The sequence below is a fragment of the Pseudonocardia sp. DxW genome, assembly GCF_058448985.1.
Window position 1 is genome coordinate 180,220 of sequence record NZ_JBZFLK010000009.1, and the last position, 26,984, is coordinate 207,203.

Genomic DNA, 26,984 nt, shown 5'->3' on the forward strand with positions numbered 1-26,984 from the left:
GTGCCGGTCAGCGGCCGCAGACGTCCAGCGGCGGGCGGGCGCCGGGTACCTCGCCGTACTGCGGGAAGTACCAGGTGAGCACCCGGTAGGCGGTCCGCCCGCCGCAGTCGCCCAGGTCGGAGGCGACCAGCATGGTCGGCTGCGGCGTCGCCGCGGACAGCGGCGCGCCCGGGGCGGCGTAGCTGGCCGTCCCGGTGCCGGTGGCGTGCGGGCCGCCCCAGTCCTGCCAGGACACGTCCCGGACGACGCCGGTCGCGCCGGTCCCGCCGAGGTCGATCAGCGCGGGCCGGGGCTCGCCGAGGCCGCGTGTTCGGCCGGCCCGGGACGCCGAGCAGCGGCCCGCCGGTCTCCCCGGCCGACCCGGCGGACCCGCCCGACCCGCCCGCCCCGGCCGACCGGCCCGCCCCGGCGGTGTCGGTCGCGGCCGGTGTCGCGGCGGTGCCCGCTCCCGCGGTGCCGGTGGTGCCCGGTCCGGTCGCCGCGGGTGTGCCGCCGGCACCCGTGAGCACGGGCGCCCCCGGACCGGCGGCGGTGGCCGTGCGGGTCTCCGGGCTGCGTTCGGTGAGCCCGGAGCAGGCGGTGAGCAGCAGGGCGCCCAGCAGCAGCGCGACCGCCCGGGCCGGTAGCGGCCGCGGGCCGGAGCGCGGGGCGGCCGGGCCGGTCCGCAGGACCGCCGGGTCGGTTCGCGGGGCGGCCGGGCCGGGGTGCGGGGCCGGCGGGCCGGGGTGCGGCAGGACCGTGACGGTCTGCGGCGGCGGGATCAGCCGCCGCAGCACCCTCCGCCGCAGCAGCCCCCGCCGCCGGCCGGGGCCATCGCCGGTGGCGGCGCGGCCCGGCCGCCGGCCGAACGCCCACCGAGCGAGACGGTGGAGAGCAGCTTCACGGTGTCCGCGTGCCCGGCCGGGCAGGCCGCCGGATCGGAGGCGGCGGCCATCGGCCGGTCCACCTCGAAGGTCGAGCTGCACTCGCGGCAGCGGAACTCGTAGCGCGGCATGCGCGCAGCGTACGCCGCGGACGCCGGTGCGGCGACGCCCCGGAACCGGCCGGTGCCCGGTGCTCCCCATCGCCGCCCCCGCATCGTCGTCGGTCCTGTGACGATCTCGTCGCGTCGGGACGGTCCGGCGTAACACGACCGGCCGGGGCGGTCAGGTGACGGTCGCGGAGGTGCGCGCGACGTGCTGCTCGCCGCGCGGGGAGACGGTGGTGAGCACCAGCCCGTGGGTGCCGGGCGCGAGCCCGTCGAGGGTGGTGCTCCAGCCGGTGGCGCCGCCGCAGGTGCCGCTCCAGGCGGGCGCGCCGTCGACCGTCAGCTCGCACGGCCCGGCGACGTAGGGATCGACCGGCTGCTCCCGGGCCGCGTCGACCCGCACCGCCCCCGGGCCGGTCTGCTCGGCGGAGAGCGACATGTGGATCGGGCAGGGATCGGCCCTGCCGAACTCGGCGAGCACGGTGGGGCCGGTGAGCGGGGCGCCGCCGTGCGGGTCCTGGGTGACCGCGCGCACCGAGAAGGTCAGCGGGCCGAGGCAGCGGTCGCCGCGGACCGGGTCCGCGGTGGTGGCGCCGGTGGCGGCGGAGTGCAGCCGGGCGCCGGTCGCGTCGTGCGCCTCGACGACGTAGTGGGTGCGGATCCCGCCGCCGGTCCCGGCCGGCTCGGTCCAGCTCGCCTCGAAGCCGGTGCCGCGGGCGCCGCCGCCCTCGACCGGGGAGAGCACCAGGTCCCGGACCGGGCCGGGCGGCTCCGGCGCGTCGATCCGCGGCGCGGCGGACACGGCCGCCCCGCCCGCGAGCAGTGCCGCGACGGCGGCGAGCCCGACACCGACCGTCCGGAACGACCGGCTGCATACCCCGCTCATCGTGGATCCCCCGCTTCGACACGCGTCGCGCTCGTCACACGGACGAGTGAACCACGGCCGTTCGGCGGAGCCGCAGGCGGGATCCGGCTCAGTGGCTGCGCAGCAACCGGACCGACCGGGGCGGCAGCACGATCGTCGCGCCGGCGCCGACCGGGGCCGGATCGGCGGGCTCGCCGTCGTCAGTGGTGGAGTCCAGCACCGGATCGAAGCCGTGCCCGGTGGGGAGCAGGCAGTCGACCGGCTCGTCGCCGGCGTGCAGGCACAGCAGCCAGTAGTCGGCGAGCAGCACGACGAGGGTCAGCCGGCCGCCGTCGTGCCAGTCGTGCGGTTCCATCGGCCGCCCCGACGGGTCCCACCAGAGCACCTCGCCGTCGACGTAGAACTGGTCGCGGTGCAGCACCGGCGACTCCCGGCGCAGCGCGGTGACCTTCGCGGTGAACGCCTCCATCGCGGCCGTCTCGTCGGTCGCCGTCCAGTCCACCCAGGACGTCTCGTCGTCGCGGCAGTAGGCGTTGTTGTTGCCGCCCTGGGTGCGCCAGCGCTCGTCCCCGCCGGTGATCATCGGGGTGCCGATGGACAGCAGCAGGGTCGCCATCAGGGCCCGCGCGGTGGACCGCCGGGCGGCCCGGATCCCGGCGTCGTCGGTCTCGCCCTCGACGCCGAAGTTCTGCGAGCGGTTGTCGTCGGTGCCGTCCCGGTTCTGCTCGCCGTTGCCCTCGTTGTGCTTGCGCTCGTAGGAGACGAGATCGCGCAGCGTGAAGCCGTCGTGCGCGGTCACGAAGTTGACCGAGGCCCACGGCCGGCGCCCGGACAGCCGGTAGATGTCGGAGCTGCCGGTCAGCCGGGACGCGAGCTCGGCGACCCCGCCGCCGTGCCCGCGCCAGAAGTCCCGGACGGCGTCGCGGTAGCGGCCGTTCCACTCCGACCAGGCGACGCCGAACCCGCCGACCCGGTAGCCCTCGCCGGTGGCGTCCCACGGCTCGGCGATCAGCTTGCAGCCCGACAGCGTCGGGTCCTGGGCGATCGCGGTGAGCAGGGCGGAGTCCGGGGAGAACGGGCCGGACCGCGGGCGGCCCAGCACCGACGCCAGGTCGATCCGGAAGCCGTCGACGCCGTAGGCGTGCACCCAGTGCCGCATCGCGTCGCAGACCAGCCGGATCACGGTGGGGGAGCCGGCGTCGAGGGTGTTGCCGGTGCCGGTGATGTCGGCGTCGTGCCCGGACCCGCCCAGCGAGTAGTACGCCGGCGCGTCCAGCCCGCGGTAGGACAGCGTCGTCCCGCCGACCCCGCCCTCGCAGGTGTGGTTGGGCACGATGTCGAGGATCACCTCGATCCCGGCGGCGTGCAGGGTGTCGACCAGGTAGGCGAACTCGGCGCACTCGTTGCCAGGGTCGGCGGCGTAGCCGGGGTGCGGGGCGAGGAAGCCGAGCGTGGCGTAACCCCAGTAGTTGCTCGCGCCGCGCTCCAGCAGCGGCGGCTCGGGGGCGTTGGCCTGCACCGGCAGCAGCTCGACGGCGGTGATCCCGGTGCGCTGCAGGTGCGCGATCACGGCCGGATGGGCGAGCCCGAGATAGGTGCCGCGGTGCGCCTCCGGGACCTCCGGGTGCAGCCGCGTCCAGCCCTTGACGTGGATCTCCGAGATCACGGTGTCCGACCAGGGGACGTCCGGCCGGGGCGGGCGCCTGCCGGGCACGGTGGACTCGACCACCGAGAGCGGGACGCTGCCCAGCGAGTCGAGGGTGCTCGGGCCGCCGGTCATCGGGTCGCCGTGCCAGCCGCGGGCGGCGACGACGTCGGTGACCGCGCCGGTGATCCGCCGGGCGTAGGGATCGACGAGGATCTTGTGCGGGTTGCTGCGCAGCCCGGCGAACGGCCGGTACGGCCCGTGCGCCCGGAACCCGTACCGCTGGCCCGGCCGCACCCCGGGCACGTGCCCGTGCCAGACGCCGAAGGTGTGCTCGCGCAGCTCGACCCGCCGCTCGGTGAGCCCGCCCTCGTCCCCGGCGGGGCCGTCGATCAGGCAGACCTCCACCATTTCCGCGCTGGTCGAGGCGACCGCGAAGCGGGTTCCGTGGTCGTCGGGGTGGGCACCGAGCGGGAAGACAGGCACGGTCGGCCAGGATAGGCGGGTGAGCATTCCCGGCACGACGCCCATCGATTCCGAGAGCAGCGGCAGCGGAACGAGTATCGACTCCGAGGACCTGGTGATCGGGATGGACGGCGCCACCGTCCGTCGCGGCGCCGCCACCCTGCTCGACGCCGTGGACTGGCGGGTCGAGCTCGACGAACGATGGGTGGTGCTGGGCCCGAACGGCGCCGGCAAGACCACCCTGCTCCGGCTCGCGGCGGCCGAGCTGCACCCGACGTCCGGCCGGGTGCAGGTGCTCGGGGAGCGGATGGGCCGGGTCAACGTGTTCGAGCTGCGCCCGCGGATCGGGCTGACCTCGGCGAACCTCGGCATCCGGATCCCCGGCGACGAGCGGGTGGCCGATGTCGTCGTGTCGGCCGGGTACGGCGTGCTGGGCCGCTGGAACGAGGACTACGAGAGCGAGGACACCGGCCGCGCGACCCAGCTGCTCGAGCAGCTCGGAATGGGCGCCCTCGCCGACCGGCTGTACGGGACGCTGTCCGAGGGCGAGCGCAAGCGCACCCTGATCGCCCGCGCGCTGATGACCGATCCGGAGCTGCTGCTGCTCGACGAGCCCGCCGCCGGCCTGGACCTGGGCGGGCGCGAGGACCTGGTCGGCCGGCTCGCCGGTCTCGCCGAGGACCCGTACGCGCCGGCGTCGGTGCTGGTCACCCACCACGTCGAGGAGATCCCGCCGGGGTACACGCACGGGATGCTGCTGCGCGAGGGCCGGGTGGTGGCGGCCGGGCTGCTCGACGACGTGATGGCCGACGCGCCGCTCAGCGAGACCTTCGGCCTGGACCTGACCGTCGAACGCCGCCCGGGCGGCCGGTTCACCGCCTACCGCCGGACCTGAGCCGCGCCCGCACCGCCGAGATGCGCAGCAGTGTCCAGCGGAGATCGACTTCTCGCGCTGTGGCGCATCTCGGCGGACGGGGCGCGGGCGCGGCGCGGGGATTAGGGTCCGGGCTGTGACCGAATTCGTGAGCCTGTCCGTGGACGACGGCGTCGGGACGATCCGGATCGACCGCCCGCCGATGAACGCCCTGAACCGCCAGATCCAGGGTGAGCTGCTGGAGGTGGCCGACGAGGCCTCGACCCGCGCCGACGTGCGGGCCGTCGTCGTCTACGGCGGGGAGAAGACCTTCGCCGCCGGCGCCGACGTCAAGGAGATGGCGTCGATGTCCTATGCGGACATGGCGCCGCAGGCCCGCCGGCTCTCCGCCGGGCTGGGCGCGATCTCGACGATCCCGAAGCCGACCGTGGCCGCGGTGACCGGCTACGCGCTCGGCGGCGGCCTGGAGGTCGTGCTCGGCGCGGACCGCCGGATCGCCGGCGAGAACGCCAAGCTCGGCTTCCCGGAGATCCTGCTCGGCATCTTCCCGGGCGGCGGCGGCACCCAGCGGGCGGCCCGGCTGATCGGCGCCCCGCGCACCAAGGACCTGATCTACACCGGCCGGATGGTCGGCGCCGAGGAGGCGCTGGCGATCGGCCTGGTCGACGATGTCGTGCCGGCCGACGAGGTCTACGCGAAGGCCCTCGCCTGGGCGGCGCAGTTCAAGGACGGCCCGGCGCTGGCCTACGCGGCCGCGAAGAAGGCCATCGACAACGGCCTGGACACCGACCTGCGGACCGGCCTGGACATCGAGTCGGAGCTGTTCGCCGGGGTGTTCGCCTCCGAGGACGCGAAGGCCGGCATGGCCAGCTTCGTGGAGAACGGCCCGGGCAAGGCGACCTTCACCGGACGCTAGGCCGCTGCCTCAGCGGGCCCAGCCGGGCAGCAGGTCGCGCAGCGCGACGTCGAGCGGGACCGGCTCGCCGGCTCGTCGACGACGAGCAGGTCCCGCCGACCGTCGTGCGCCGGCTCCGGGGTCGATCGCGTAGCGGTGGGCTCGCTCACCTGGTCCGGCAGGGCTCTCATGGTCGCGCCATGACCGAGCCCACCGACAGTTTCGGCCGGTCGGCTCTGCAAGACTCCTACTCATGAGTTCGGACCCGGCGCCCACCCCGCACGCCACCGCCGAGCAGGTCGAGGCGGCCTGGCACGACCCGAAACTCGCCAACGTGCTTTACCACGACTGGGAGGCGGGCACCTACGACGAGAAGTGGTCGATCAGCTACGACGAACGCTGCATCGACTACGCCGTCGGCCGGTTCCGGGCCGCCGCACCGTGGGACGGCCGCCCCTACCTGCGGGCCCTGGAGCTGGGCAGCGGCACCGGGTTCTTCCTGCTGAACCTGATGCAGGCCGGGGTCGCCGAGCGGGGCGTCGTCACCGACCTGTCGCCGGGCATGGTCGGCGCAGCCACCCGCAACGCCGAGCACCTCGGGCTCGACGTCGAGGGCCGGGTCGTCGACGGCGAGCACATCCCGTTCCCGGACGACAGCTTCGACCTGGTCGTCGGGCACGCCGTGCTGCACCACATCCCGGACGTCGAGGCCGCGCTGCGCGAGGTGCTGCGGGTGCTGGAGCCGGGCGGCCGGTTCGTCTTCGCCGGGGAGCCGACCACCGTCGGCGACGCCTACGCCCGCACCCTCGGCCAGTGGACCTGGAAGGCCACCACCACCATCACGAAGCTGCCGCCGCTGCAGGGCTGGCGCCGCCCGCAGGCCGAGCTGGACGAGTCGTCCCGGGCGGCCGCACTCGAGTCGGTCGTCGACATCCACACCTTCGACCCGGACGACCTGGAGCGCACCGCCCGGCGGGCCGGCGCCGAGGGCGTCCGGGCGAGCGCCGAGGAGTTCAGCGCGGCGATGCTCGGCTGGCCGGTGCGCACCTTCGAGGCCGCCGTCCCGCCCGGGAAGCTGGGCTGGAACTGGGCGATGTTCGCCTACCACGGCTGGCAGCGGCTGTCCTGGGTGGACGAGCACCTGCTGTCCCGGGTGGTGCCGCGCCGCTGGTTCTACAACGCGCTGATCACCGGCACCGCACCGCGATGAGCAGCCTGCCGGAACGGGCCCGCTCGCGCGCCCAGGGCGCGACCCTGGTCGACGTGGAGCATCCGCTCGAACCGTTCTGGCGCGGCATCATCGCCTACCGGCTGCTGACCCTGGTCACCGTGATCGGGGTGACCGCCTACCACCTGCGCACCGGCTACGAGCGGCCGTCGGCGGCCGTCGGCGTGCTGGTCGCGATGACCCTGTGGACGGCCGTCACCTCCTGGGGCTACCTCGGCGGGCTGCCCGGCGCGCCGGACCACCGCGGCCGGCTCGCGCTCGCCGATCTCGCCGTCTGCGTGGCGGTGATGGCGACCACGCCGTGGGTCGTCAGCGAGTCGCTGCTCGACTCCGGCGGCCCCGGGATGGGCTCGATCTGGACCTCCGGCGCGGTGCTGGCCTGCGCCGTCGCGTTCCGGATCCGCGGCGGGATTGGCGCCGCCGCGGTGATCTCGGTGGCGCTGGTGCTGTCCAAGGAGCGGTTCGGCTCGCTGGAGCTGGGCGACATCCAGCTGCTGGTGCTGGCCGGGCTGACCGTCGGGTTCGCGACGCACGTGCTGGAGCGCACCGCGGCCCGGCTGCGCCGGCTCACCGCCGAGCAGGCCGCCGCCGCCGAACGCGAGCGGCTGACCCGGTCCATCCACGACGGCGTCCTGCAGGTGCTGGCGCACGTGCAGCGGCGCGGCGCCGAGCTGGGTGGCGGCGCGACCGAGCTGGGCGTGCTCGCCGGGGAGCAGGAGACCGCGCTGCGGGCGCTGCTGACCGGGCCCGGCACCACCGACGCGCGCGGCCGCCGCGATCTCGCCGCGGCGCTGCGGATACTCGCCTCGGACCGGGTCACCGTGTCGGCGCCCGGCCGCCCGGTGGAGCTGGACGCGCCGGTCGTCGACGAGCTGGAGGGTGCGGTGCGCGCCGCGCTGGCCAACGTCGCGGTGCACGCCGGCCCGGCCGCGCGCGCCTGGGTGCTGCTGGAGGAGCTGCCCGGCGCGCTGGAGATCAGCGTCCGCGACGACGGCCCCGGCATCCCGGACGGCCGGCTCGCGCAGGCGCAGGCGCAGGGCAGGCTCGGCGTCGCCCGTTCGATCCGCGGCCGGGTGGAGGACCTCGGCGGCACGCTGACCCTGGACACCGGGCCGGAACTCGGTACTGAATGGGTCATCCGGCTGGACAGGGGGGACGCATGAGCGAGGAGACACCGATCCGGGTGATGGTCGTCGACGACCATCCGATCTGGCGGGAGGGGGTCGCCCGCGATCTCGCCGAACGCGGGCTGGACGTGGTCGCCACCGCTCCGGACGCGCCCGCCGCGGTCCGGATCGCCACCGCCGTCCGGCCGGACGTGGTGCTGATGGACCTGAACCTGGGCTCCACCTCCGGGGTCGACGCGATCGCCGAGATCGCGCAGAAGAGCCCGGACAGCCGGGTGCTGGTGCTCTCGGCGTCCGGCGAGCACGCCGACGTCCTGGAGGCGGTGAAGGCGGGCGCGCTGGGCTACCTGGTGAAATCCGCCGGGGTGGACGAGCTGCTGGAGGCGATCCGGCGGACCGCGCGCGGTGTCGCCGTGTTCACGCCCGGCCTGGCCGGTCTGGTGCTCGGCGAGTACCGGCGGCTCGCGGAGTCCCCGCGGCCGGCCGACGGTTCGCCCGCGGTGCCCGCGCTGACCGAGCGGGAGACCGAGGTGCTGCGGCTGGTCGCGAAGGGGCTGACGGCCAAGCAGATCGCGGCGAAGCTGGTCGTGTCGCACCGCACGGTGGAGAGCCACGTGCAGAACACGCTGCGGAAGCTGCAGCTGCACAACCGCAGCCAGCTGGTCCGCTACGCGATCGAGCAGGGGCTGGCCGACTGACCGGGCACCCGGGTCACGATCGGGTCACGGCGACCGGCAGACTCGGCCCGGTCCGCCCGTCGCCCCCGGCAGGAGATCCTCCGTGACCGACCCGACCACGCTGATCGGGTACCTGCTGGACAGCCCGTGGCTGCTCCCGCTGCTCGCGCTGGCCGTCGTCTGCGACGGGCCGCTGCCGCTGGTGCCCAGCGAGCCGGTGCTGTTCAGCGCGGCGGCGTCGGCGCTCGCCGACGGCGACCGCTGGCGGATCGTCGCGCTGTTCGGTGCGGCACTGGTCGGGTCGCTGGTCGGCGACGCGCTGCTCTACGGCGCGGGCCGGTCGTCGAACCGGGTGGTGGCCGGCGTCCGGCGGGACGCCGGCATCGGCGCCTGGGTGCGCAGGCACCTGCACCGCCGCCCGATCGTCGCGCTGGTCGCGACCCGGCTGCTGCCCGGCGGCCGGCTGGCGAGCGTGACGGCGGCCGGCCGGGTCCGGCTGCCGCTGCGCGCCTTCGTCCCGGCGACGGTGGCCAGCTCGCTGGTCTGGTGCAGCTGGATGACCGGCATCGGGGTGCTGGTCGGCCCGTTCACACACGGCGATCCGCTGCTGTCGATGCTCGCCGGGCTGCTGCTCGCGCTGCTCGTCGGCGGCACCGCGGGCGCCGCCCGGCGCGTGCTGCGCTACCGCAGGCGCGCCCTCGCTCCCGCCTGACGGGAGCGGCCGTCCGGATGCCGGGAGGCCCGTCGTCACTCGAACGGATCATGGCAAGCTGAGCCGTCCGGCCGAATCGGGTGGAACGGGGAACGACGGGTGCTGCACGACACCGACGCGTGGCCGGCCGGTTCCGTGCTGGTGGGCGACCCGCCGGTGCCCCGCGGATGGCCGGTGCTGGGCCGCACCGCGGCCGGCCCCGCGGAGGCGGTAGCGGCCGCCGTCGTCCGGCTCCGGCCGGCCCTGGTGATCGTCGACCTGGCCGGCGCCCGTGATCCGGGACTGGCCGCGGTCGAGGCGGTCGCCGCGCGCGTCCCGGCCGTCCCGGTGCTGGCCGTCGCGGCGCCGGGGGCGGACCACGAGCTGGTCCTCGACGCGGTCCGGGCGGGCGCCACCGGCGTCGCGACCACCGACGACCCGGCCGAGCTGGCCCCGCTCGCCCGGGCCGCGTTGGCCGGGCGGCCGGCGTTCTCGCCGGGTCTGGCTGCGGTCGTGCTGGAGTCGGTGGTGGTGACGCCGGTCCGGCCGGTGCCCGAGCTGAGCCCGCGCGAGTCCGAGGTGCTGCGGCTGGTGGTCGAGGGCCTCACCGCGCGGCAGATCGCCGCGCGGTTGGTGCTCTCCCCGCGGACCGTGGAGAACCACGTGCAGCGGCTGCTGCGCAAGCTCGACGTGCCCGGCCGCGGGGCGCTGGTCCGGTACGCGATCGAGCACGGACTGGCGTAGCGCCGGCCGGTGTCACTCCGCCAGCGCGGCGATCATTGCGTCGGCCATCGGCCAGCCCGACGCCGGGTTCTGCCCGGTGAACAGGTTCCCGTCGCGGACGGTGCACGCCTGGTACGCGGCCCCGCCGGAGTGCGTCGCGCTCCTCCCCCGCAGGGTGGAGGACAGTAGCCACGGAGCCCCCTCGGCGGTGCCGAACAGCTGCTCCTCCTCGTCCGTGAAGGCGGTCAGCTCGCGCCCGGCGAAGCGCCACCGGCCCTCGTCGTCCACCGCGGACAGCAGCGCGGCGGCCCCGTGGCAGACCCCGCCGATCAGCCGGCCTGCACGAACTGCTCGTGCGGGTCGGCGAGCTCCTCGGCACGGTAGCCCGCTGGACGTTCCCGGCCCCCGACGCCCGGTCGCTGTTCGTCGACTGGCCCGACCAAGGCCCGGGCCGCGATGGAGAGCCTGCGCTTCGAGGCCGGGCGGGCCCCGGAGGACCGGGCACCGCGGAGCTCGTCGCCGAGCTCCGCGAGCGGGTCGCCGGGTTCGCGCAGTAATGGGCGCAGCACCAGAGGGTAGGGCACGCTCCCGATCGTTGCGGTGGTGTCGGTCGCGATGATGGCCGCGCCCTCCTGGGTAGCCGGACCGCGTGACTGCGGCCCTGCCCGCGGGTCGCTCCGGTGATGAAGGCGACCTTGCCCTCGACCCGTCCCATGGCTGCTCCAGTTCTCCTCTGGCGACGACGCCGGGCGACCGTAGGCCGGTGCGCCGGCGGGTGCGGTGTCGTGCGTTCCGCTCAGCCGACCGGTGCGGCCGGGACGTGCCGGTCCAGCCGCCGGACCAGGTACTGCCACAGCTGGTCCAGCGTCGCCGCGATCGTGGCGACCGACGGACCGGCCGAGCTCGGCGGTGACGATCAGATCCGCGGTGTCGGTGAACCGGGGCACCGAGGGCGGGGTGAGGAACGTCGAGAACGACGCGGGTGACCGCCAGGTGAGGCACTCCAGCGCAACCGGATCCAGGTGGATGCGTTCGCCGAGCTTGAGCGAGTAGACCTCGAGCCTGATCCCGGTCGGTGTGTCCACCAGCGCCAGCCGCACCGAGGGGAACTCGTTGGCGATCTCCACGCCGTCCGGCCAGTCGACCCCGGTCACGATCGGTTCGTCGGTACGTTGCCCGGTCAGCACGGTCGGGGTCGGTCGGGTCCCGCGGTAGCAGTACACGGCGATGTCGGTGCGGACCCGGACTCCGAGCCGTCACCTCCGGGCACGCCCCGCCGGAGATTGGGCACCAGCCGCGACGCCGGGGTGGCGCCCGCCTCGGCCGCCGCGATCGCCGGTGTCGTCGGCGTCTCGGTCGTCGTCGGCGGATCGTGGTCGACATCCTGATCGACCACTTCTTCGCGTCGCGGGTCGCGGTGTTCGTGCTGGCCCTGGCGGCCGCCGGATACGTGCTGCTGCTGGTCGGCGGCGCACCGCCGGTGTCCGCCACGGCGATCGGGGTGGGCGCGCGCCCGCGCCCGCGCCAACTCCGGCCACTGAGGCCGCCGGTTCCTGACCGGCCGGCTCACCCGCGCAGCCGGTCCAGCACGGCGTCCAGCACCGCCGGGACGTCCGGTGCGAACAACACGTCCACCGCGGCCGCCGGCCCGGGCCCACGGTCCGGGACGGTGGCCCCGCGGGCCGGGCCGAACCCGGTGTCGACGGCCAGCCCGACCGGATCCGCGGCGAGCGAGCCGGGGGCCACGCAGTCCAGCAGCGCGATCGCGTCGTGCAGCGCGACGGCGTCGCTGCCGGTCCGGTCGAGGTAGCCGCCGAGCATCGCGGCCAGCTCGGCGCAGGCCGGGTCCGCCGCGGCCAGCGCGGCCACCCAGTCCGGGCCCGCAGCGCAGGCCAGCGTCGTCCCCAGCGGGACCAGCGCCACCGGCACCTCGGCCTGGGTGAACACCCGGTGCGCCGCCTCCGGATCGGCGTGCACGTTGAACTCGGCGGCGCCGGTGACGTTGCCGCCGCCGATCGCCCCGCCCATGACGACGATCCGGCCGATCCGCTGCACCAGCTCCGGATGGGTGGCCAGTAGCAGCGCGGTGTCGGTCAGCGGCCCGATCGCGGCGATCGTCACCGGCTCGGTGGCCTCCTGCAGCACCCGGGCCATCAGCGCGATCCCGGAGCCGGGCACCGGTCCGACCGGGTCCGGCAGGTGCGCGGCCCGGCCCCCCAGCCCGTCGACGCCGTGCACGTGTGTGGCCCGCTGCTCCAGCCGGTGCACCAGCGGCCGGTCGGCGCCGGCGCCGAGCGGCACGTCCGGCCGCCCGGCCAGCGCGAGCAACCGGCCCGCGTTCGGCAGTGTCCGGTCCAGACCGACGTTGCCGTAGGAGGCGACGACGGCGCGGACGTCCACCTCCGGGCTGCGCAGGGCGAGGACGACCGCGACGGCGTCGTCCACGCCGGGGTCGGTGTCGATGATCAGCGGGCGAGGCACCCTGGCAGCCTACGACTCACTCGCTGCGGGTCGGCTCGTCCTCGTTCTCCTCGGCCAGCTCGCGGGCCGCGGCCTCGGTGGCGCCCGCGTCGTGGGTGCCCGCCCCGGAACGCGGGTTGCCCGCATGGTCGCGGTCCCGCGCCGTGCCGGCGCCCGCGGCGCCCGCCCCGTTGCCGGAGGTCAGCTCGCCGGTGCCGACGTCGGTGCCGTCGTCCGGTTCTCGCCTGTCGCCCACGTGTCTCGCTCCGATCGTCGGGGTACCGGTGGAGGTACCCGCCGCGACCGCCCGGCACACCCCTAGGGTCGGACCTGTGCGACCGCAGGACGATCCGGAGCAGGCCCGGCTGTTCACGCTCACCTCACTGCGCTGGATCCTGCGCCACCGGGCTTTCACCCCGTGGTACCTGGTGCGCTACTGGCGGCTGCTGGTGCTGCGCATCCGGCAGCCGCACGTCGTGCTGCGCGGCATGGTGTTCCTCGGCAAGGGGGTGATGATCGAGGCCCGGCCCGGCTTCGGGCGCCTGGAGATCGGCCGCTGGGTGCACATCGGCGACGGCACCGCGCTGCGCTGCCACGAGGGCTCGATGCGGATCGGCGACAAGGTCGTCTTCGGCCGGAACAATACCCTCAACTGCTATCTCGACGTCGAGGTCGGGGCAGCCACCCTGGTCGCGGACTGGGTGTACGTGACCGACTTCGACCACCGCACCGAGGACGTGCACCGGCCCATCAAGGACCAGGGCATCGTCAAGGCGCCGGTCCGGATCGGCGAGGGCTGCTGGCTCGGCGTGAAGACGTCGGTGCTGCGCGGCACCCGGATCGGCTCCGGCGTGGTGCTGGGCGCGCACGCCGTCGCACGCGGGGAGATCCCGGCCGACACGATCGCGGTCGGTACGCCGGCCCAGGTGGTGCGCGACCGGCGAGCCGACTACGACGCCGCCGCCGCCGAACGTGCCGCGGTCGCCGACATGGCCCGCAAGGCCGACCGGGCCCTGCGGACCCGGCTCGACCGGGCCTGACCCGCCCCGCCCCGCCCCGCCTAGCCGTGCCGCACCCTGCCCCGCCCCGCGCCGCCCCGCCCCGCGCCGGGCCGCCCCGCCCCGAGCCTCGCCGCACCCCCCGCGCCGCCGAGATGCAGCTCAGCGGGCCGGAAAGATCCACAATTCCCGCTGAGCTGCATCTCGGCGGGGGCCGGGGTGCGGCGTATGGGGGCGCGGCGGGTCAGGGGGTGCGGTCGAAGAGGTTCCCGGTGGGGATCTTCGGGCGGGGGAGGTTCTGCGGCGGGCCGGGGCGGGCCGCGGCGTAGATCTCCGCGGTGCGGGCGGCGATCGCCGGCCATGCGAAGTCGGTGCGCAGCCGGGCCCTGGCCGCCCGGGCCCGGCGTCGCGCGGCGCGCGGGTCGGACAGCGCGCGGTCGACGGCGTCGGCGATCCCCGGGACGTCGCCCGGTTCGAAGCCGAGCCCCGTCTCGCCGTCCCGGACGACCTCGCCGAGCCCGCCCGCGGTCGACGCGACCAGGGTGGCCCCGACCGCCGCGGCCTCCAGCGCGACGATCCCGAACGGCTCGTAGCGGCTCGGGAGCACCACGGCGTCGGCGGCCCGGAGCAGGGCGGTCAGCTCGGCGTCGGGCAGGTGGCCGAGGAACTCGACCGAGCGTCGCACCCGGTGCTCGGCGGCCCGGGCCTCCAGCATCGCCTGCTGGGTCCCGCTCCCGGCGACGAGCAGCCGGGTGCCGCGATGCCGGCGCCGGATCCGGGGAAGCGCCGCGATCAGGTCCTGGACCCCCTTCTCGTACTCCAGCCGTCCGAAGTAGACAAGTCGCGGATCGGTCGCGACGGGAGCCGGGGCGGCTACCCGGGAGCGCCAGCGACGCAGGTCGATCCCGTTGTGCACCACGTGGATCGTGTCGGCGTCGAGGTCGTGCAGGGCGGACACCTCGGCGCGCATCGCGGACGAGCAGGTGATCACCTCGTCGGCGCGCTGCGCCAGCCACCACTCGGTGGAGTGCACCTGCCGGTTCAGTGGCCCGGGGAGCCAGCCCGAGTGCCGGCCGGCCTCGGTGGCATGCAGCGTCGCGACCAGTGGCACGCCGAGCACGTCGGCGAGCGCGATCGCCGGGTGCGCCACCAGCCAGTCGTGGGCGTGCACGACGTCCGGACGCCAGCCCGGCAGCAACGAGGTCAGCGCGTTCCGGAGCAGGCCGTGCCCCATCGCGAGGGTCCAGGCCACCATGTCGGTGCCGAACTCGAGATGCGGCGGGTCCTCCGCGACGCGCAGCACCCGGACGCCGTCGACGATCCCGTCGCTGCTCGGATGGGTGTCCGCGTCGGTGCCCGCGGGTGCCCGGGACAGGACGACGACGTCGTGCCCGGCGGCGGCGAGCTCCCGGGAAAGCGCGTGCACGTGCCTGCCCAGTCCGCCGACCACGACTGGCGGGAACTCCCAGCTGACCATCAGCACCCGCATCAGGGAATCCTGGCAAACGCCGTACCGGTGGTTACCCCCGGGTACGGGCCGCGCGCCGGTCCGCGCACCCCGGCTCGGTCGAGGCACCGTCCGCAACGGGTGCGATGTGGCGGTACGGGTGCGATGCGTCGCGGGGGGTGCGGCGTGTGGCCGGGGTGGGGTGCGATGCGGGGCCGGGGGTGCGGCGTCTGGCCCGGGCGGGGAGCGTGCCCGGGCGAGGCACCCCCGGCGCCCGGGAACGGCTCAGGGACCGGCGAGATCCCGGGCGTCGACGTGCCCGAAGGTCGGCACCGGCACGTCGGTCCATCGCTCGGTCCGTCGCTCGGCGGCGCGCCGGCGCCCCTGCCGCAACAGCGCCGACAGCTCGGCGACCCGGCCGGCGTGCATCGCGGCGCGGGAGCGGGCGTAACCGGCGGCCGAGTCCTTGGTGACCATGAACGCCCAGTCGCTGGACAGCGCGTGCAGCGCCTGGTCGACGAGCAGATCGGCCAGCGGGTCCCGGACGTCGGGGCGCAGCATCGGCCCGGTCTCCGGCCACACGGTGTCCAGCCCGGCCAGCAGGTCGTGCTGGACGTCGTCGCCCAGCGCCACCAGGTCCGACACCTGCGGCCCGGCCCACACCCGCCAGTCCTTGCCGGAGCCCCACGAGCACTCGGGCAGGGTGACCGGGTCGCCGACCAGGCCGTCGTCGATCGCCCCGCCGAGGGTCCGGACGTCGACGCCCGCCTCGGGCAGCAGCCGCAGCACCGCCGCCAGCCAGTCCGGGCCCTCGTGCCACCAGTGCCCGAACAGTTCGGTGTCGAATGCGGCGACGGTCAGCGCCGGCCGGCCGGTCGAGGCGCGCAGCGACCGCAGCCGGGCGACCACGGTGTCGACGAAGTCCCGGGCGTCGCGCTGCACGGCCTGCGCGGCGAGTGCCGGCGAGTACGGCTTCTTGCGCTCCGGCGGCACCCGGCGGCCGGTCACCCGGGCCGGCTTCAGCCCGGACGGGTGGTCCCAGGTGTGGAAGTCGCGGTACTCGGGCGAGCCGGGGTAGCCGCGGCGCGGCGACCAGACCCGGTAGGTGATGTCCAGGTCCCGCCCGACGCACAGCACGTCGGAGCCGCCGACCGGCCGGGCGAGCGCGGTGTCGCCGCGGAGCGCGGGGCCGTCGACCAGGAAGCGTCGCACCCCGGCGGAGGCGTAGTCGTCCTCCATCCCGGGTGCGTAGCCGCACTCGGGTGCCCAGATCCCGGCCGGTCGTCCGCCGAGCCGCAGCGCGTGGTCGGCCAGCCCGGCGCGCAGCGAGAAGGCCCGCATCCGGGGGCGCAGCAGCGGCTGGAACGGGTGCGCGGCCGGCCCGCCCAGCAGCTCGACGGCGCCGGAGTCGCGCAGCGCCCGCAGTACCGGCGACCCGCCGTGCCGCCAGTGCGCCTCGAACTCCGCGGTGGCCGCGGTGGACACCCGGTGCTCGTGCGCGGCGAGATCGGGCAGCCGGCCGGCCGCCGAGTGCGCGCGCAGCGTCCAGCCGCCGAGCCAGTCGTGCACGCCGCGCAGGCAGTACGGGTCGTCGAGCTGCGCCGCCAGCACCGGCGTGATCCCGAGCGTGGCGAGCTGGCCGCGCCCCTCCGCGGCGAGCTCGCGCAGGGTCGCCACGATCGGCAGGTAGGACTGCGCCCACGACTGGTAGAGCCACTCCTCGCCGACCGGCCAGCGCCCGTGCCGGGCCAGCAGCGGCAGGTGCGAGTGCAGGACCAGGCAGAAGGTGCCGACCGGGGTCACCGGCGGACCGCCGCGACGAGCAGGTCCAGCGAGGCGTCGAGGTCGTCGGTGCGCAGCTCGAAGTCGGTGCTGCGCACGGCCGCGACGTCGGCGGCGAGAGCGGCGGGCCACGGCTCGCCGGACAGCGCCAGCCGGGTCTGCGCCTCGATCAGGCCGCCGTGCCGGGCGTCGGCCGCGCGCAGCCGGGGGCCGTGGTGCAGCCCGTGCACGACGACGTCGTCGAACCCGGCGTCGCCGACCAGCCCGGCCAGCTCCGCCGGGTCCAGCTCGCGGGTGTGGAACGGGTTGAGCGGGGTGTCCCGGCCGGGGGAGAAGGTGATCCGGTTCGGCGTCGACACCAGCAGCGTCCCGCCCGGCCGCAGCACCCGCCGGCACTCGCGCAGGAACCGCTCCTGCTCCCACAGGTGCTCGATGACCTGCAACGACACCACGACATCGATCGAGCCGTCCGGGACCGGCAGCGCCACCAGGTTGGCCCGGGACACCGCCACCCGGGGATAGCGGGCGCGGACGTGCGCGACGGTCGCGGCGTCGTAGTCCAGCGCGAGCACCCGGCGTGCCGTCCCGGCGAGCAGGTCCGCGCCGTAGCCCTCGCCGCAGCCCGCCTCCAGCACGACGGCGCCGGTGCAGCGGTCCGCGATCGCCGTGTAGACGATCTCGTGCCGCCGGAACCAGTAGTTCTCGACGGCGATCCCGGGGACGGTCCGCTCACCGGTGAGGGGCAGGCTGCTGGTCACCCACCGACTCCATCACGCCGCGGCGGGCGCCACCCACACCGGGGCACCGGCCCGGTCGGACGTCGAGCGTTGCGAGATGGTGGTGCCGGCAGCCATCTCGCAACGCTCGACGGGGGTCGGCTACAGCCAGGACGGGTCGAGATCGGTGGTGGTGCGGTCGACCGCGGCGAGCAGGTCGAACTGCGGCCCGGTGCGGGGCAGCTCGTAGCGGAAGAAGTAGCGGGCGGCGGCCCGCTTGCCGTTGCCCAGGTCGTCGGTCCGGTCGCCGGCGGCGAGCAGCTGCTCCAGCCAGATCCAGGCCAGGACGACGTGCCCGGTCGCCTCCAGGTGGATCGAGGCGTTCGCCAGCCGGGCGGTGACGTTCGGTTCGGCGTGCAGTGCCCGGGTCACCCCGACCAGCCGGGCCCGGGCGGCGTCGAGGCCCTCGGCGTACTCCTTCGCCTCGGCGCCGCCGGCGCGGGCCCGGGCGACCGTCCCGACGATCAGCGCGTCCAGCGCGTCGAGCCCGGCGCCGTCGCGGGCGGCGGTGCGCCTGCCGAGCAGGTCGATGCCCTGGATGCCGTGGGTGCCCTCGTGGATCGGGTTGAGCCGGTTGTCCCGGTAGTGCTGCTCGACGTCGTACTCGCGGGTGTAGCCGTAGCCGCCGAGCACCTGGATGGCGAGATCGTTGCCGGCCAGGCACCACTGCGACGGCCAGCTCTTCGCGACCGGGGTGAGGACGTCGAGCAGCAGCCCCGCCCGGTCCCGCCCGGCCGGGTCGGGATCGGTCTCCTGCTCGTCGAGCAGCAGCCCGCAGTAGAGGACGAGCGCGAGCGCGCCCTCAGCGTAGGACTTCTGCGCCAGCAGCATCCGGCGCACGTCGGCGTGCTCGACGATCGGCACCTGGGGCTGGCCCGGGTCCCGGCCGGCGACCGGGCGTCCCTGCGGGCGGCTGCGGGCGTAGTCCAGCGACTTGAGGTAGGCGGTGTAGCCGAGCGCCGCGGCGCCCGCGCCGACCCCGATCCGGGCCTCGTTCATCATGTGGAACATGTAGGACAGGCCCCGGTGCGGCTCGCCGACCAGGTAGCCGACGGCCCCCGGGGCGCCGCCGGGGGTGTGGCCGCCCTCGCCGAGGTTCAGCACCGCGTTGGTGGTGCCCCGGTAGCCCATCTTGTGGTTCAGCCCGGCCAGCACGACGTCGTTGCGCTCGCCGGGGGTGCCGTCGTCGCCGACCAGGAACTTGGGCACGACGAACAGCGAGATGCCCTTCACCCCTGCCGGTCCGCCGGGGATCTTCGCCAGCACCAGGTGGACGATGTTCTCGCCCAGCTCGTGGTCCCCGCCGGAGATCCACATCTTGGTGCCGGTGAGCCGGTAGCTGCCGTCGTCCTGCGGCTCGGCCCGGGTGGTGACGTCGGCCAGCGACGACCCGGCCTGGGTCTCGGACAGGCACATGGTGCCGTGGAAGCGGCCCTCGAGCATCGGCCGGACCCAGGTCTCGACCTGCTCCTTCGAGCCGTGCGCGAGCAGCAGGTTCGCGTTCGCCGCGGTGAGGAAGGCGTAGGCCCAGGTGGAGATGTTCGCCGCGGCGAACCAGGCCACGCACGCCGAGCGCACCACGTGCGGCAGCTGCAGCCCGCCGACCCCGGCGTCCGCGGTCGCGGCGAGCAGTCCGGTCCCGGCGAGCGCGTCGAGCGCCGGGCGGACCTCGTCGTGCAGTACCGCCCGGCCGCCGCCCGCCGGATCGAAGCGGGGTTCCTCGGTGTCGTTGCGCTTGTTGTGCGGGGCGAACCGCTCGGCGGCGATCTCGGCGCACACGTCGAGGACGGCGTCGAAGGTCTCCCGGGAGTGCTCGGCGAAGCGTTCCCGGGCGGTGAGCGATCCGGCGCCGAGCCAGTCGTGGAGCAGGAAGTCCAGGTCGGGACGCGAGAGCAGCTGCGATGATCCGGGCACCGGATCTCCTTCGGTTCGGTGGGGCCGCGGGCTCAGATGGACAGTCCGCCGTCGACCGGCAGCACGACGCCGGTGACGTAGGCGGCCTCGTCGGAGGCCAGGAAGGCGACCGCGTCCGCCATCTCGGAGGGCTCGGCGAACCGGCCCATCGGGATCTGCGCGGCCAGCTCGTCCAGCTTGGCCTGCGGGATCGACTCGACCATCCGGGTGCGTGCGTTCGGCGAGATCGCGTTGACGGTGACCCCGAACCGGGCCAGCTCCTTCGCCGCGGTGCGGGTGAAGCCGATGATCCCGGCCTTGGCCATCGCGTAGTTGGACTGGCCGACGTTGCCGTGCAGCCCGGTGTAGGAGGTCACGTTCACCACCCGGCCGGAGCCCTGCGCCCGGAACTGCGGCACCGCGGCCCGGGTGAACCGGAAGGTGCCGCCGGCGTGCACCGCCATGACGGTCTCGTAGTCGTCGTCGGTCAGCTTCCAGAGCACGCCGTCGCGCAGCACCCCGGCGTTGTTGACGAGCACGTCGAGCCGGCCGGTGTCGGTCACCACCCGGTCGACGACGGCGGTCACCGCCGCGGTGTCCGACACGTCCGCCGCGATGCCGGTCGCACCCAGCTCGGCGGCCGTGGCGGCCACCGCGTCGGCGTCGAAGTCGACCAGGAACACGCTCGCCCCGGCGCCGGTGAAGCGCTCGGCGATCGCCCGGCCGACGCCGCGCGCCGCCCCGGTGACGACGACCGAGCGGCCGGTGAAGTCGAAGGTCAGGTTCGCCATCAGGACAGCCTCTCCAGGATGATCGCCATGCCCTGCCCGCCGCCGACGCACATGGTCTCCAGGCCGATGCTCGCGTCCCGGGCGCGCAGGCCGTTCAGCAGGGTGGTGGTGATCCGGGCGCCGGTCATGCCGAACGGGTGGCCGAGGGCGATGGCGCCGCCGTGCACGTTGAGCGTGTCGCCGAACGGGTCGATCCCCAGGTGCCGGGCGGACGGGACGACCTGCGCGGCGAACGCCTCGTTGATCTCGACGAGATCGACGTCGTCGATCGCCATGCCGGCCCTGGCGAGTGCCTGCCGGGACGCCTCGACCGGGCCCAGCCCCATGATCTCCGGGGAGAGCCCGGAGACACCGGTGGCGACGACCCGGGCCAGCGGGGTGATGCCGAGGTCCCGGGCCCGGGTGTCGGACATGACGACGAGTGCGGCGGCGCCGTCGTTGAGCGGGCAGCAGTTGCCGGCGGTGACCCGCCCGTCCGGCCGGAACACCGGCTTGAGCCCGGCCACGGCGTCGTAGGTGACCCCGGCGCGCGGGCCGTCGTCGGTGTCGACGACCGTGCCGTCGTCGAGGGTGACCGGGGTGATCTCGCGGGCGTGGAAGCCGTCGCCGATCGCGGCCTCGGCGAGGTTCTGCGAGCGGACGGCGAACCGGTCCATCTCCTCGCGGGTGACGCCCTCGGCGAGCGCGAGGTTCTCCGCGGTCTGGCCCATCGCGATGTAGACGTCCGGCAGCTCCCCGGCGGCGCGCGGATCGGTCCACCCCGCGGCGCCGGTGGCGGCCACCTCGGCGGTGCGCTGCTCGGCGCCGGCGAACAGCGGGTTGTGCGTGCCGGGCCAGGAGTCGGAGGTGCCGCGGTCGTAGCGGGAGACGGTCTCCACCCCGGCCGAGACGAACACGTCGCCCTCGCCGGCCCGGATGGCGTGCATCGCCATCCGGGTGCTCTGCACCGACGACGCGCAGTACCGGGTCACCGTCGTGCCGGGGACGGTGTCCAGGCCGAGCAGCACGGGCACGATCCGCCCCATGTTGTCGCCCTGCTCGCCGCCGGGGAGCCCGCAGCCGAGGAGCACGTCGTCGATCTCGGCGGGATCGAGCTCAGGGACCCGGTCCAGTGCGGCCCGCACCATGCGGGCGGCCAGGTCGTCCGGCCGGACGCCGGCGAGCGAGCCCTTGCGGGCCCGCCCGATCGGCGAACGGGTGGCGGCGACGATCACGGCGTCGGGCATCGGCGCTCCTTCGCGAGTAACTAATTGCTTAGTAAGTACCAGTGCGGGGAGCGCCGGGGCAAGTGGGGATGATGGGTGTGCAGGGCGTCACCGGGACGCGGTGCGCAGGACGGGGACGTGCGGATGACCGAGTTGGACGGGCCGGTGACCGGGGACGCCGGGCGGGCGGCCGCGGCCGGCGCCGTGCTGCTCGACGGTGACGATCTCTGGTCCGATCTGCCGCCGACCGCCCGGGCGATCGTCGTCGCCGCGATCGACTCGTTCGCCGACCGCGGCTTCCACGCCACCACGTTGCGGCACATCGCCGCCGGCTCCGGGCTGAGCACCGCGGCGCTCTACGTGCACTTCCGGTCCAAGGACGACGTGCTGTTCGAGGTCAGCAGGCGCGGCCACGCGCGGGCGCTCGGGCTGGTGCGGGCCGCGGCCGCCGCTGAACCCGCCGGGCACGCCTTCCGGACGCTGGTCTACGCCTTCAGCCGCTGGCACGCCGAGCAGCGCACCGTCGCCCGGGTCGTGCAGTACGAGTTCGCCGCGCTCGGCCCGGAGCACCGCGAGCAGGTGACGGTGCTGCGCCGGGCCACCGAGCGGATCGTCCGGCAGGTCGTCGCCGAGGTGTTCGGCGGGGTGGACCCGGAGCGGCCGGACGTGCGGGGCGTCGCGACCGCGGTGCTCTCGCTGGGGGTCGACGTGGCCCGCTGGTTCACCCCGTCCGGCCCCTACACCCCGGACGGGATCGGCCGGCTCTACTGCGAGCTCGCCGAGCGGATGCTGGTGCCCGCCCGGGTCTGACCGCGGCGCGGGCCGGTCAGGCGGCCGGTTCGCCCGCGACGGCGACCACCCCGCCGACGTCCTGCCGCAGCCAGGCGAGCAGCGTCGCGTCCTCCAGGGTCAGCGGGACCTCCGGCCCGCCCCACCCCAACCGGGTGGTCGGCCGGTAGGCCAGCGCGTCCTCCAGCATCGCGGCGAGGCCCTCCGTGGCCCGCACGGTCATCCCGCCGTGCTGCACGACCCGGCTGCCCGGGACGTCCTCGTCGGCGTGCGCCCCGGTACTGAGGACGTAGCCGGTCCCCAACCGGTCGTCGAACCCGGTCACCTGCACGACGGCTCCTTCCTGCCGGTGTCCGAGGTGCCGACGGTAGCGAAACCCGTCCCTCCTCCAGGCGATGCACGGTGTGACGTCGCGCGTGCCGGGCGTGACGTGACGCGCGCGTGAGTACGGTCACCGCTCGCGGGCGTTTGCCACATGGCTACTCGTTGGTAACAATGAACGTCACAGTGGCACGGCGTGCCACTACGGCACGACGCTGGCAGAGTCACCGGGTACACGACGGGCGCGACGCCGCGGCCCACCTCCGCTCGGCAGAGCGCGCGGCACAGCACCGTCACGGTGACGCGAGACGGGACGGGACCGGACCACCGGTGCCGGACCGCGAATCAGGACGACGCGGTGTGCGCAGGCGCGCAGGCCGCCGCGGCAGGAGGTCGAAGAGGTCCTATGAAGATCGTGACCCTGGTGAAGCAGGTGGCCGACACCTACTCGGAGCGGAAGCTGTCCGACTCCGACCACACCCTGGACCGGGCGGGGACCGAGGCGGTCATCGACGAGATCAACGAGCGCGCGGTCGAGCAGGCGCTGCAGGTGAAGGAGGCCAACGAGGGCTCCGAGGTCGTCGTGGTGACGATCGGCCCGGACAGCGCCACCGACGCGATCCGCAAGGCGCTGTCGATGGGCGCGGACTCCGCGGTGCACCTGTCCGACGAGGCCATCCACGGCTCGTGCGCGGTGCAGACGGCGAAGGCGCTGACCAAGCTGATCGGCACGGTCGAGGGCTGGGACCTGGTGATCGCCGGCAACTCGGCGTCGGACGGCCAGATCGCGGCGGTGCCGGCGATGATCGCCGACCTGCTCGGGGTGCCCGCGCTGACCTGGGCCAACGAGATCTCGGTCGAGGGCACGACGGTGACCGCCAAGCGGGAGACCGACGACGGCGTCACCCGGCTGACCGCCGAGCTGCCCGCCGTCGTGTCGGTGGGGGAGAAGTCGGGCGAGCCGCGCTACCCCTCGTTCAAGGGGATCATGGCGGCGAAGAAGAAGCCGGTGACGTCGCTGGACCTGGCCGGTGCCGGGATCGACCCGTCCGAGGTGGGGCTGGCAAACGCGCTCACCACGGTCACGTCGTCCGCGCCGAAGCCGCCCAAGCAGGCGGGCGAGAAGGTGACCGACGAGGGCGACGGCGGCGCGAAGATCGCCGAGTACCTGGTCGGCCAGAAGCTGATCTGACCCGTCGGCGTAGTCGAAACCCCTTCTTCCTAGGAGACCGGAAACCATGGCTGAGGTACTGGTTCTCGTCGACCACGTCGACGGAGACGTCAAGAAGACCACCTACGAGCTGCTGACCGCCGCCCGCGCGCTGGGCGAGCCGTCCGCCGTCGTGGTGGGTGCCGCCGGGGTGGCGGACAAGCTGGCCGACGGGCTGGCGCAGAACGGCGCGGAGAAGATCTACGTCGCCGAGACCGACTCGACCGACTTCCTGGCCCCTGAGGTGGGGGTGCTGGAGGCGCTGGTCGGGTCCGCCTCGCCGGCCGCGGTGCTGATCTCGGCGTCGGCGAACGGCAAGGAGATCGCCGGGCGGCTCGCCGTCCGCACGAACTCCGGCCTGCTCGGCGACGTGGTCGGCGTCACCGCCGACGGCGTGGCGCACTCGGTGTTCGGCGGTGCCTACACCGCCGAGGCGAAGGCGAACACCGAGCACCCGGTGATCACCGTGCGCCCGGGCGCGATCGACATCGAGGCGAGCGCCGGTGCCGGTGCGCGGGAGACCGTCGAGGTCCCGGCGGCCGCAGGCCGGCAGGCCACGGTGACCGCCCGCGAGCCGATCGAGGGCGGATCGCGCCCGGAGCTGACCGAGGCGACCGTGATCGTCTCCGGTGGCCGCGGCGTCGGCTCGGCCGAGGACTTCACCGTCGTGGAGGGCCTGGCCGACTCGCTCGGCGCGGCCGTCGGCGCCTCGCGCGCCGCGGTCGACTCGGGCTACTACCCGCCGCAGTTCCAGGTCGGGCAGACCGGCAAGTCGGTGTCGCCGCAGCTCTACATCGCACTCGGCATCTCCGGGGCGATCCAGCACCGGGCCGGCATGCAGACGTCGAAGACGATCGTCGCGGTGAACAAGGACGAGGAGGCGCCGATCTTCGAGGTCGCCGACTTCGGCATCGTCGGTGACCTGTTCAAGGTCGCGCCGCAGCTGCAGGAGGAGATCACCAAGCGCAAGAGCTGACGCTCCGGCGTCCGCACCGGCGACGCCCGGCCACCGCCCCGCGCGGTGACCGGGCGTCGTCGCGTGCGGGGCCCGTTCACCTGTTGCCAACCGGCGCCTGCCTGCGCCGACACCCGGCCGACATCCCGCCCGGCCCCGTCGGGGGGCGTTCATCCCGGCGCCACCGCCGGACCGTCCGGGCGTCGGCTGCGGCCGGTACCAACACCGGTGTGAACCAGGTGATCGTCTCCACCCCGGAGACCGCCGCCCGGCGGTACTCCCTGCTGCTCACCACCGACGCCGACGACGTTGCCGCCGCGCAGGCACTACGGTACCGGGTGTTCGCCGGCGAGCTCGGGGCCCGGCTGCACTCCCCGGTGCCCGGCCGCGACGTCGACCGCTTCGATCCCTTCTGCGACCACCTCGTCGTCCGCGAGGACGCCACCGGCGAGATCGTCGGCACCTACCGGATGCTCCCGCCGCGCGGCGCGCACGAGGCCGGCGGGCTCTACGCCGACGGCGAGTTCGACCTGTCCGCGCTCGACCCGCTGCGCGGCTCGCTGGTGGAGACCGGCCGGTCCTGTGTGCACCCCGACCACCGGGCGGGCGCCGTCGTCGGGCTGGTGTGGGCCGGGCTGGCCCGTTACATGCTGCTCACCGGGCACCGCTGGCTGATCGGCTGCGCCAGCGTCGGGCTCGACGACGGCGGCAGCCGCGCGGCCGGCGTCTGGGAGACCGTCCGCGAGCGGCACCTCTCCCCGGCCGGGTACCGGACCGTCCCGCACCGGCCGTGGGACCCGGCCACCGCGCCGCGGCACCGCACGACGACGATGCCGCCGCTGCTGCGCGGCTACCTGCGGCTGGGAACCACGGTGTGCGGGCCGCCGGCGCACGATCCGGACTTCGGCGTCGCCGACTTCCCGGTGCTGCTCGGGATGGACCTGATGGACCCGCGCTACCGCCGGTTCTTCCTGGGTGACGCGCCCGCGGGGCCGCGGGGATGACGCTCGCGGCCGATCCGGCCGGCGGGACCGCGCCGCCCGCCGGGCCGCGACCTGCCCCGGGGGCGGACCCTGCACTGCCCACCGGGCCTGCCCCTGCACTGCCCACCGGGCCCGCCCTTGCTCTGCTTACCGGGCCTGCCCTTGCTCTGCTTACCGACCCGCGCCCGGCCGCCGCGCCCGCCCGATCCGCCCCGCCGGCCCTGCCCGCCCTGCCCGCGCGATCCGCCCCGCCCGCCCAGCCCGCCCTATCCGCACCGCCCGCCCTGCCGGCCCCGCCCGGTGCCGGTGTGCCGCCGCACGCCGGGGCCGGGCACAGGCACGGGCACCCGACCCATCCCACCGTGCCGCCGGCCGCGCAGCGGCCGGGCGGCCCCTGGGCCGCCTGGTCGCCGTGCACCGCCGACCAGTGCCTGCCCGCCCCGGCGACGACCGGCCGGTGGCGGCTGGTCCGCCGGGCCGCGGTGCTGCTCGCGGTGCTCGGCCTCGCTCTGCTCACCGTGCCGCCGGCCGCCGCGGCGGGCCCCCGGGCACTCGGCCCGGTGCTGCGTGCCCTGCACCGCGCGGTGCTCCGCGGGGCAGGGGTGCGGCTCGTCGTCCGGGGCGGTCCACTCGCCCCGCCGGACGGCCGCGGCGCGCTGGTCGTCGCCGACCACACGTCCTGGATCGACATCCCGGCGCTCGGCGCGCTCGGCCCGGTGACGATGCTCGCCAAGCGGGAGGTCCGGGACTGGCCGCTGATCGGGACGCTCGGCGCCGTGGTCGGCACGGTCTTCGTGCACCGCGAGGGCCTGTCCCGGCTGCCCGCGACCGTCGCGACGGTCACCGGCGCGCTGCGCTCCGGTGCGCTGGTCGGCGTGTTCCCGGAGGCGACGACCTGGTGCGGCGCGGTGGGCGGGGACTACCGGCGGGCCCCGTTCCAGGCCGCGATCGACGCTGCGGTGCCGGTCCGGCCGGTCACCATCGCGCTCACCACACCGGACGGACGCCCGACCGCCGCGGCCGCGTTCGTCGGTGGACAGTCCCTGGGGGACACGCTCGGGCGGGTCCTGCGGCTGCCCGGGCTGGTCTGCGAGGTGCGGGTGGGCGAGCTCGTCGAACCCGGGACCGACGACCGCCGCGGGCTGGCCCGGCGGGCCCGCGACCACGTCCGCCGCCCGGTGCCCGCGCCGGGGGTGCGCGCCGGACGCGGGTGAGGC

At 75.3% G+C, this 26,984-nt stretch carries 28 protein-coding genes and 1 pseudogene; 13 read left to right on the forward strand and 16 right to left on the reverse strand.

Annotated elements, in window-relative coordinates; genetic code table 11:
- Positions 1-7: 7 nt before the first annotated feature.
- The 4 genes from ACVJO7_RS16270 to glgX form a co-directional block, all read right to left on the reverse strand.
- Positions 8-235 (reverse strand): hypothetical protein, encoded by a 228-nt coding sequence (locus ACVJO7_RS16270; RefSeq protein WP_491673556.1) that lies wholly within the window; start codon positions 233-235, stop codon positions 8-10.
- Positions 236-760: 525 nt separating this feature from the next.
- Positions 761-994, reverse strand: a complete 234-nt coding sequence (locus ACVJO7_RS16275) for a zinc ribbon domain-containing protein (RefSeq protein ID WP_491673557.1) — start codon at positions 992-994, stop codon at positions 761-763.
- A 151-nt stretch (positions 995-1,145) separates the two neighbouring features.
- The gene (locus tag ACVJO7_RS16280; RefSeq protein WP_491673558.1) at positions 1,146-1,853 is read right to left on the reverse strand and encodes a hypothetical protein; all 708 of its coding nucleotides are present in this window, start codon (positions 1,851-1,853) and stop codon (positions 1,146-1,148) included.
- Positions 1,854-1,941: 88 nt separating this feature from the next.
- Positions 1,942-3,990, reverse strand: a complete 2,049-nt coding sequence (gene glgX, locus ACVJO7_RS16285) for a glycogen debranching protein GlgX (RefSeq protein ID WP_491673559.1) — start codon at positions 3,988-3,990, stop codon at positions 1,942-1,944.
- A gap of 76 nt (positions 3,991-4,066) precedes the next feature.
- Between glgX and ACVJO7_RS16290 the strand changes: the two genes are divergently transcribed.
- The 7 genes from ACVJO7_RS16290 (at position 4,067) to ACVJO7_RS16320 (ending at position 10,178) form a co-directional block, all read left to right on the forward strand.
- The gene (locus tag ACVJO7_RS16290) at positions 4,067-4,837 is read left to right on the forward strand and encodes an ABC transporter ATP-binding protein (protein WP_344030465.1); all 771 of its coding nucleotides are present in this window, start codon (positions 4,067-4,069) and stop codon (positions 4,835-4,837) included.
- Between the two features lie 115 nt (positions 4,838-4,952).
- Positions 4,953-5,732, forward strand: coding sequence for an enoyl-CoA hydratase/isomerase family protein (locus tag ACVJO7_RS16295; RefSeq protein ID WP_491673560.1), 780 nt, complete (start codon positions 4,953-4,955; stop codon positions 5,730-5,732).
- A 232-nt stretch (positions 5,733-5,964) separates the two neighbouring features.
- The gene (locus ACVJO7_RS16300; RefSeq protein ID WP_491673561.1) at positions 5,965-6,921 is read left to right on the forward strand and encodes a class I SAM-dependent methyltransferase; all 957 of its coding nucleotides are present in this window, start codon (positions 5,965-5,967) and stop codon (positions 6,919-6,921) included.
- On the forward strand, positions 6,918-8,102 hold the full coding sequence (gene macS, locus ACVJO7_RS16305) for a MacS family sensor histidine kinase (protein WP_358481382.1): 1,185 nt from the start codon (positions 6,918-6,920) through the stop codon (positions 8,100-8,102). Before ACVJO7_RS16300 ends, macS begins: the two co-directional genes overlap by 4 nt.
- Positions 8,099-8,764: a response regulator gene (locus ACVJO7_RS16310; RefSeq protein WP_344030396.1), complete on the forward strand. Its 666-nt coding sequence runs from the start codon at positions 8,099-8,101 to the stop codon at positions 8,762-8,764. Before macS ends, ACVJO7_RS16310 begins: the two co-directional genes overlap by 4 nt.
- An 82-nt stretch (positions 8,765-8,846) precedes the next feature.
- Positions 8,847-9,455, forward strand: a complete 609-nt coding sequence (locus tag ACVJO7_RS16315; protein ID WP_491673562.1) for a DedA family protein — start codon at positions 8,847-8,849, stop codon at positions 9,453-9,455.
- Positions 9,456-9,554: 99 nt separating this feature from the next.
- Positions 9,555-10,178, forward strand: a complete 624-nt coding sequence (locus tag ACVJO7_RS16320) for a helix-turn-helix transcriptional regulator (RefSeq protein WP_491673563.1) — start codon at positions 9,555-9,557, stop codon at positions 10,176-10,178.
- A gap of 12 nt (positions 10,179-10,190) precedes the next feature.
- Here the strand turns inward: ACVJO7_RS16320 and ACVJO7_RS16325 are convergent, their stop codons facing one another.
- From ACVJO7_RS16325 to ACVJO7_RS16345, 5 genes and pseudogenes are all read right to left on the reverse strand, one after another.
- Positions 10,191-10,445 (reverse strand): type 1 glutamine amidotransferase family protein, encoded by a 255-nt coding sequence (locus ACVJO7_RS16325; protein ID WP_491673564.1) that lies wholly within the window; start codon positions 10,443-10,445, stop codon positions 10,191-10,193.
- 41 nt (positions 10,446-10,486) lie between these two features.
- Positions 10,487-10,741, reverse strand: a complete 255-nt coding sequence (locus ACVJO7_RS16330) for a hypothetical protein (RefSeq protein WP_491673633.1) — start codon at positions 10,739-10,741, stop codon at positions 10,487-10,489.
- A 20-nt stretch (positions 10,742-10,761) separates the two neighbouring features.
- Positions 10,762-10,872: pseudogene (locus tag ACVJO7_RS16335) on the reverse strand (SDR family mycofactocin-dependent oxidoreductase); the annotation flags it as partial.
- An 851-nt stretch (positions 10,873-11,723) separates the two neighbouring features.
- On the reverse strand, positions 11,724-12,638 hold the full coding sequence (locus tag ACVJO7_RS16340) for a nucleoside hydrolase (protein WP_491673565.1): 915 nt from the start codon (positions 12,636-12,638) through the stop codon (positions 11,724-11,726).
- Positions 12,639-12,654: 16 nt separating this feature from the next.
- The gene (locus ACVJO7_RS16345; protein WP_491673566.1) at positions 12,655-12,873 is read right to left on the reverse strand and encodes a hypothetical protein; all 219 of its coding nucleotides are present in this window, start codon (positions 12,871-12,873) and stop codon (positions 12,655-12,657) included.
- A gap of 76 nt (positions 12,874-12,949) precedes the next feature.
- Between ACVJO7_RS16345 and ACVJO7_RS16350 the strand changes: the two genes are divergently transcribed.
- Positions 12,950-13,657 carry an acyltransferase gene (locus tag ACVJO7_RS16350; RefSeq protein WP_491673567.1) on the forward strand — a complete coding sequence of 236 codons (708 nt, stop codon included), beginning with the start codon at positions 12,950-12,952 and terminating at the stop codon, positions 13,655-13,657.
- Between the two features lie 202 nt (positions 13,658-13,859).
- On the opposite strand, the gene ACVJO7_RS16355 is transcribed toward ACVJO7_RS16350, so the two are convergent.
- The 6 genes from ACVJO7_RS16355 to ACVJO7_RS16380 form a co-directional block, all read right to left on the reverse strand.
- The gene (locus ACVJO7_RS16355; protein ID WP_491673568.1) at positions 13,860-15,104 is read right to left on the reverse strand and encodes a glycosyltransferase family 4 protein; all 1,245 of its coding nucleotides are present in this window, start codon (positions 15,102-15,104) and stop codon (positions 13,860-13,862) included.
- Positions 15,105-15,347: 243 nt separating this feature from the next.
- Positions 15,348-16,865 (reverse strand): 1,4-alpha-glucan branching protein domain-containing protein, encoded by a 1,518-nt coding sequence (locus ACVJO7_RS16360; RefSeq protein WP_491673569.1) that lies wholly within the window; start codon positions 16,863-16,865, stop codon positions 15,348-15,350.
- Positions 16,862-17,602 (reverse strand): class I SAM-dependent methyltransferase, encoded by a 741-nt coding sequence (locus ACVJO7_RS16365; RefSeq protein WP_491673570.1) that lies wholly within the window; start codon positions 17,600-17,602, stop codon positions 16,862-16,864. Before ACVJO7_RS16365 ends, ACVJO7_RS16360 begins: the two co-directional genes overlap by 4 nt.
- Before the next feature lie 120 nt (positions 17,603-17,722).
- The gene (locus ACVJO7_RS16370; RefSeq protein WP_491673571.1) at positions 17,723-19,534 is read right to left on the reverse strand and encodes an acyl-CoA dehydrogenase; all 1,812 of its coding nucleotides are present in this window, start codon (positions 19,532-19,534) and stop codon (positions 17,723-17,725) included.
- Between the two features lie 32 nt (positions 19,535-19,566).
- Positions 19,567-20,304 (reverse strand): 3-oxoacyl-ACP reductase family protein, encoded by a 738-nt coding sequence (locus tag ACVJO7_RS16375; protein WP_344018017.1) that lies wholly within the window; start codon positions 20,302-20,304, stop codon positions 19,567-19,569.
- The gene (locus ACVJO7_RS16380; RefSeq protein ID WP_491673572.1) at positions 20,304-21,530 is read right to left on the reverse strand and encodes an acetyl-CoA C-acetyltransferase; all 1,227 of its coding nucleotides are present in this window, start codon (positions 21,528-21,530) and stop codon (positions 20,304-20,306) included. The genes ACVJO7_RS16375 and ACVJO7_RS16380 overlap by 1 nt, the downstream gene beginning before the upstream one ends.
- Positions 21,531-21,653: 123 nt before the next feature.
- Between ACVJO7_RS16380 and ACVJO7_RS16385 the strand changes: the two genes are divergently transcribed.
- Positions 21,654-22,319, forward strand: coding sequence for a TetR/AcrR family transcriptional regulator (locus ACVJO7_RS16385; RefSeq protein ID WP_491673573.1), 666 nt, complete (start codon positions 21,654-21,656; stop codon positions 22,317-22,319).
- Between the two features lie 16 nt (positions 22,320-22,335).
- Here ACVJO7_RS16385 and ACVJO7_RS16390 read toward each other — a convergent pair whose 3' ends face one another.
- Entirely contained in the window at positions 22,336-22,629 is a 294-nt protein-coding gene (locus ACVJO7_RS16390) for a hypothetical protein (RefSeq protein ID WP_344018020.1), read from the reverse strand.
- 396 nt (positions 22,630-23,025) lie between these two features.
- Here ACVJO7_RS16390 and ACVJO7_RS16395 point away from each other — a divergent pair, with 396 nt between their 5' ends.
- From ACVJO7_RS16395 to ACVJO7_RS16410, 4 genes are all read left to right on the forward strand, one after another.
- Positions 23,026-23,811 carry an electron transfer flavoprotein subunit beta/FixA family protein gene (locus ACVJO7_RS16395; protein WP_344018021.1) on the forward strand — a complete coding sequence of 262 codons (786 nt, stop codon included), beginning with the start codon at positions 23,026-23,028 and terminating at the stop codon, positions 23,809-23,811.
- A gap of 46 nt (positions 23,812-23,857) precedes the next feature.
- Positions 23,858-24,805 carry an electron transfer flavoprotein subunit alpha/FixB family protein gene (locus ACVJO7_RS16400; protein WP_344018022.1) on the forward strand — a complete coding sequence of 316 codons (948 nt, stop codon included), beginning with the start codon at positions 23,858-23,860 and terminating at the stop codon, positions 24,803-24,805.
- 209 nt (positions 24,806-25,014) lie between these two features.
- The gene (locus ACVJO7_RS16405) at positions 25,015-25,788 is read left to right on the forward strand and encodes a GNAT family N-acetyltransferase (protein WP_491673574.1); all 774 of its coding nucleotides are present in this window, start codon (positions 25,015-25,017) and stop codon (positions 25,786-25,788) included.
- A gap of 287 nt (positions 25,789-26,075) precedes the next feature.
- The gene (locus tag ACVJO7_RS16410) at positions 26,076-26,981 is read left to right on the forward strand and encodes a lysophospholipid acyltransferase family protein (RefSeq protein ID WP_491673575.1); all 906 of its coding nucleotides are present in this window, start codon (positions 26,076-26,078) and stop codon (positions 26,979-26,981) included.
- Positions 26,982-26,984 lie beyond the last annotated feature (3 nt).

What these genes read in the sequence shown, in the direction of transcription:
- ACVJO7_RS16275 (WP_491673557.1), bottom strand. Translation starts at nt 994, where the DNA reads ATGCCGCGCTACGAGTTCCGCTGCCGCGAGTGCAGCTCGACCTTCGAG.
- ACVJO7_RS16280 (WP_491673558.1), bottom strand. Translation starts at nt 1,853, where the DNA reads ATGAGCGGGGTATGCAGCCGGTCGTTCCGGACGGTCGGTGTCGGGCTC.
- glgX (WP_491673559.1), bottom strand. Translation starts at nt 3,990, where the DNA reads ATGCTCACCCGCCTATCCTGGCCGACCGTGCCTGTCTTCCCGCTCGGT.
- ACVJO7_RS16290 (WP_344030465.1), top strand. Translation starts at nt 4,067, where the DNA reads ATGGACGGCGCCACCGTCCGTCGCGGCGCCGCCACCCTGCTCGACGCC.
- ACVJO7_RS16300 (WP_491673561.1), top strand. Translation starts at nt 5,965, where the DNA reads ATGAGTTCGGACCCGGCGCCCACCCCGCACGCCACCGCCGAGCAGGTC.
- macS (WP_358481382.1), top strand. Translation starts at nt 6,918, where the DNA reads ATGAGCAGCCTGCCGGAACGGGCCCGCTCGCGCGCCCAGGGCGCGACC.
- ACVJO7_RS16310 (WP_344030396.1), top strand. Translation starts at nt 8,099, where the DNA reads ATGAGCGAGGAGACACCGATCCGGGTGATGGTCGTCGACGACCATCCG.
- ACVJO7_RS16355 (WP_491673568.1), bottom strand. Translation starts at nt 15,104, where the DNA reads ATGCGGGTGCTGATGGTCAGCTGGGAGTTCCCGCCAGTCGTGGTCGGC.
- ACVJO7_RS16375 (WP_344018017.1), bottom strand. Translation starts at nt 20,304, where the DNA reads ATGGCGAACCTGACCTTCGACTTCACCGGCCGCTCGGTCGTCGTCACC.
- ACVJO7_RS16380 (WP_491673572.1), bottom strand. Translation starts at nt 21,530, where the DNA reads ATGCCCGACGCCGTGATCGTCGCCGCCACCCGTTCGCCGATCGGGCGG.
- ACVJO7_RS16385 (WP_491673573.1), top strand. Translation starts at nt 21,654, where the DNA reads ATGACCGAGTTGGACGGGCCGGTGACCGGGGACGCCGGGCGGGCGGCC.
- ACVJO7_RS16395 (WP_344018021.1), top strand. Translation starts at nt 23,026, where the DNA reads ATGAAGATCGTGACCCTGGTGAAGCAGGTGGCCGACACCTACTCGGAG.
- ACVJO7_RS16400 (WP_344018022.1), top strand. Translation starts at nt 23,858, where the DNA reads ATGGCTGAGGTACTGGTTCTCGTCGACCACGTCGACGGAGACGTCAAG.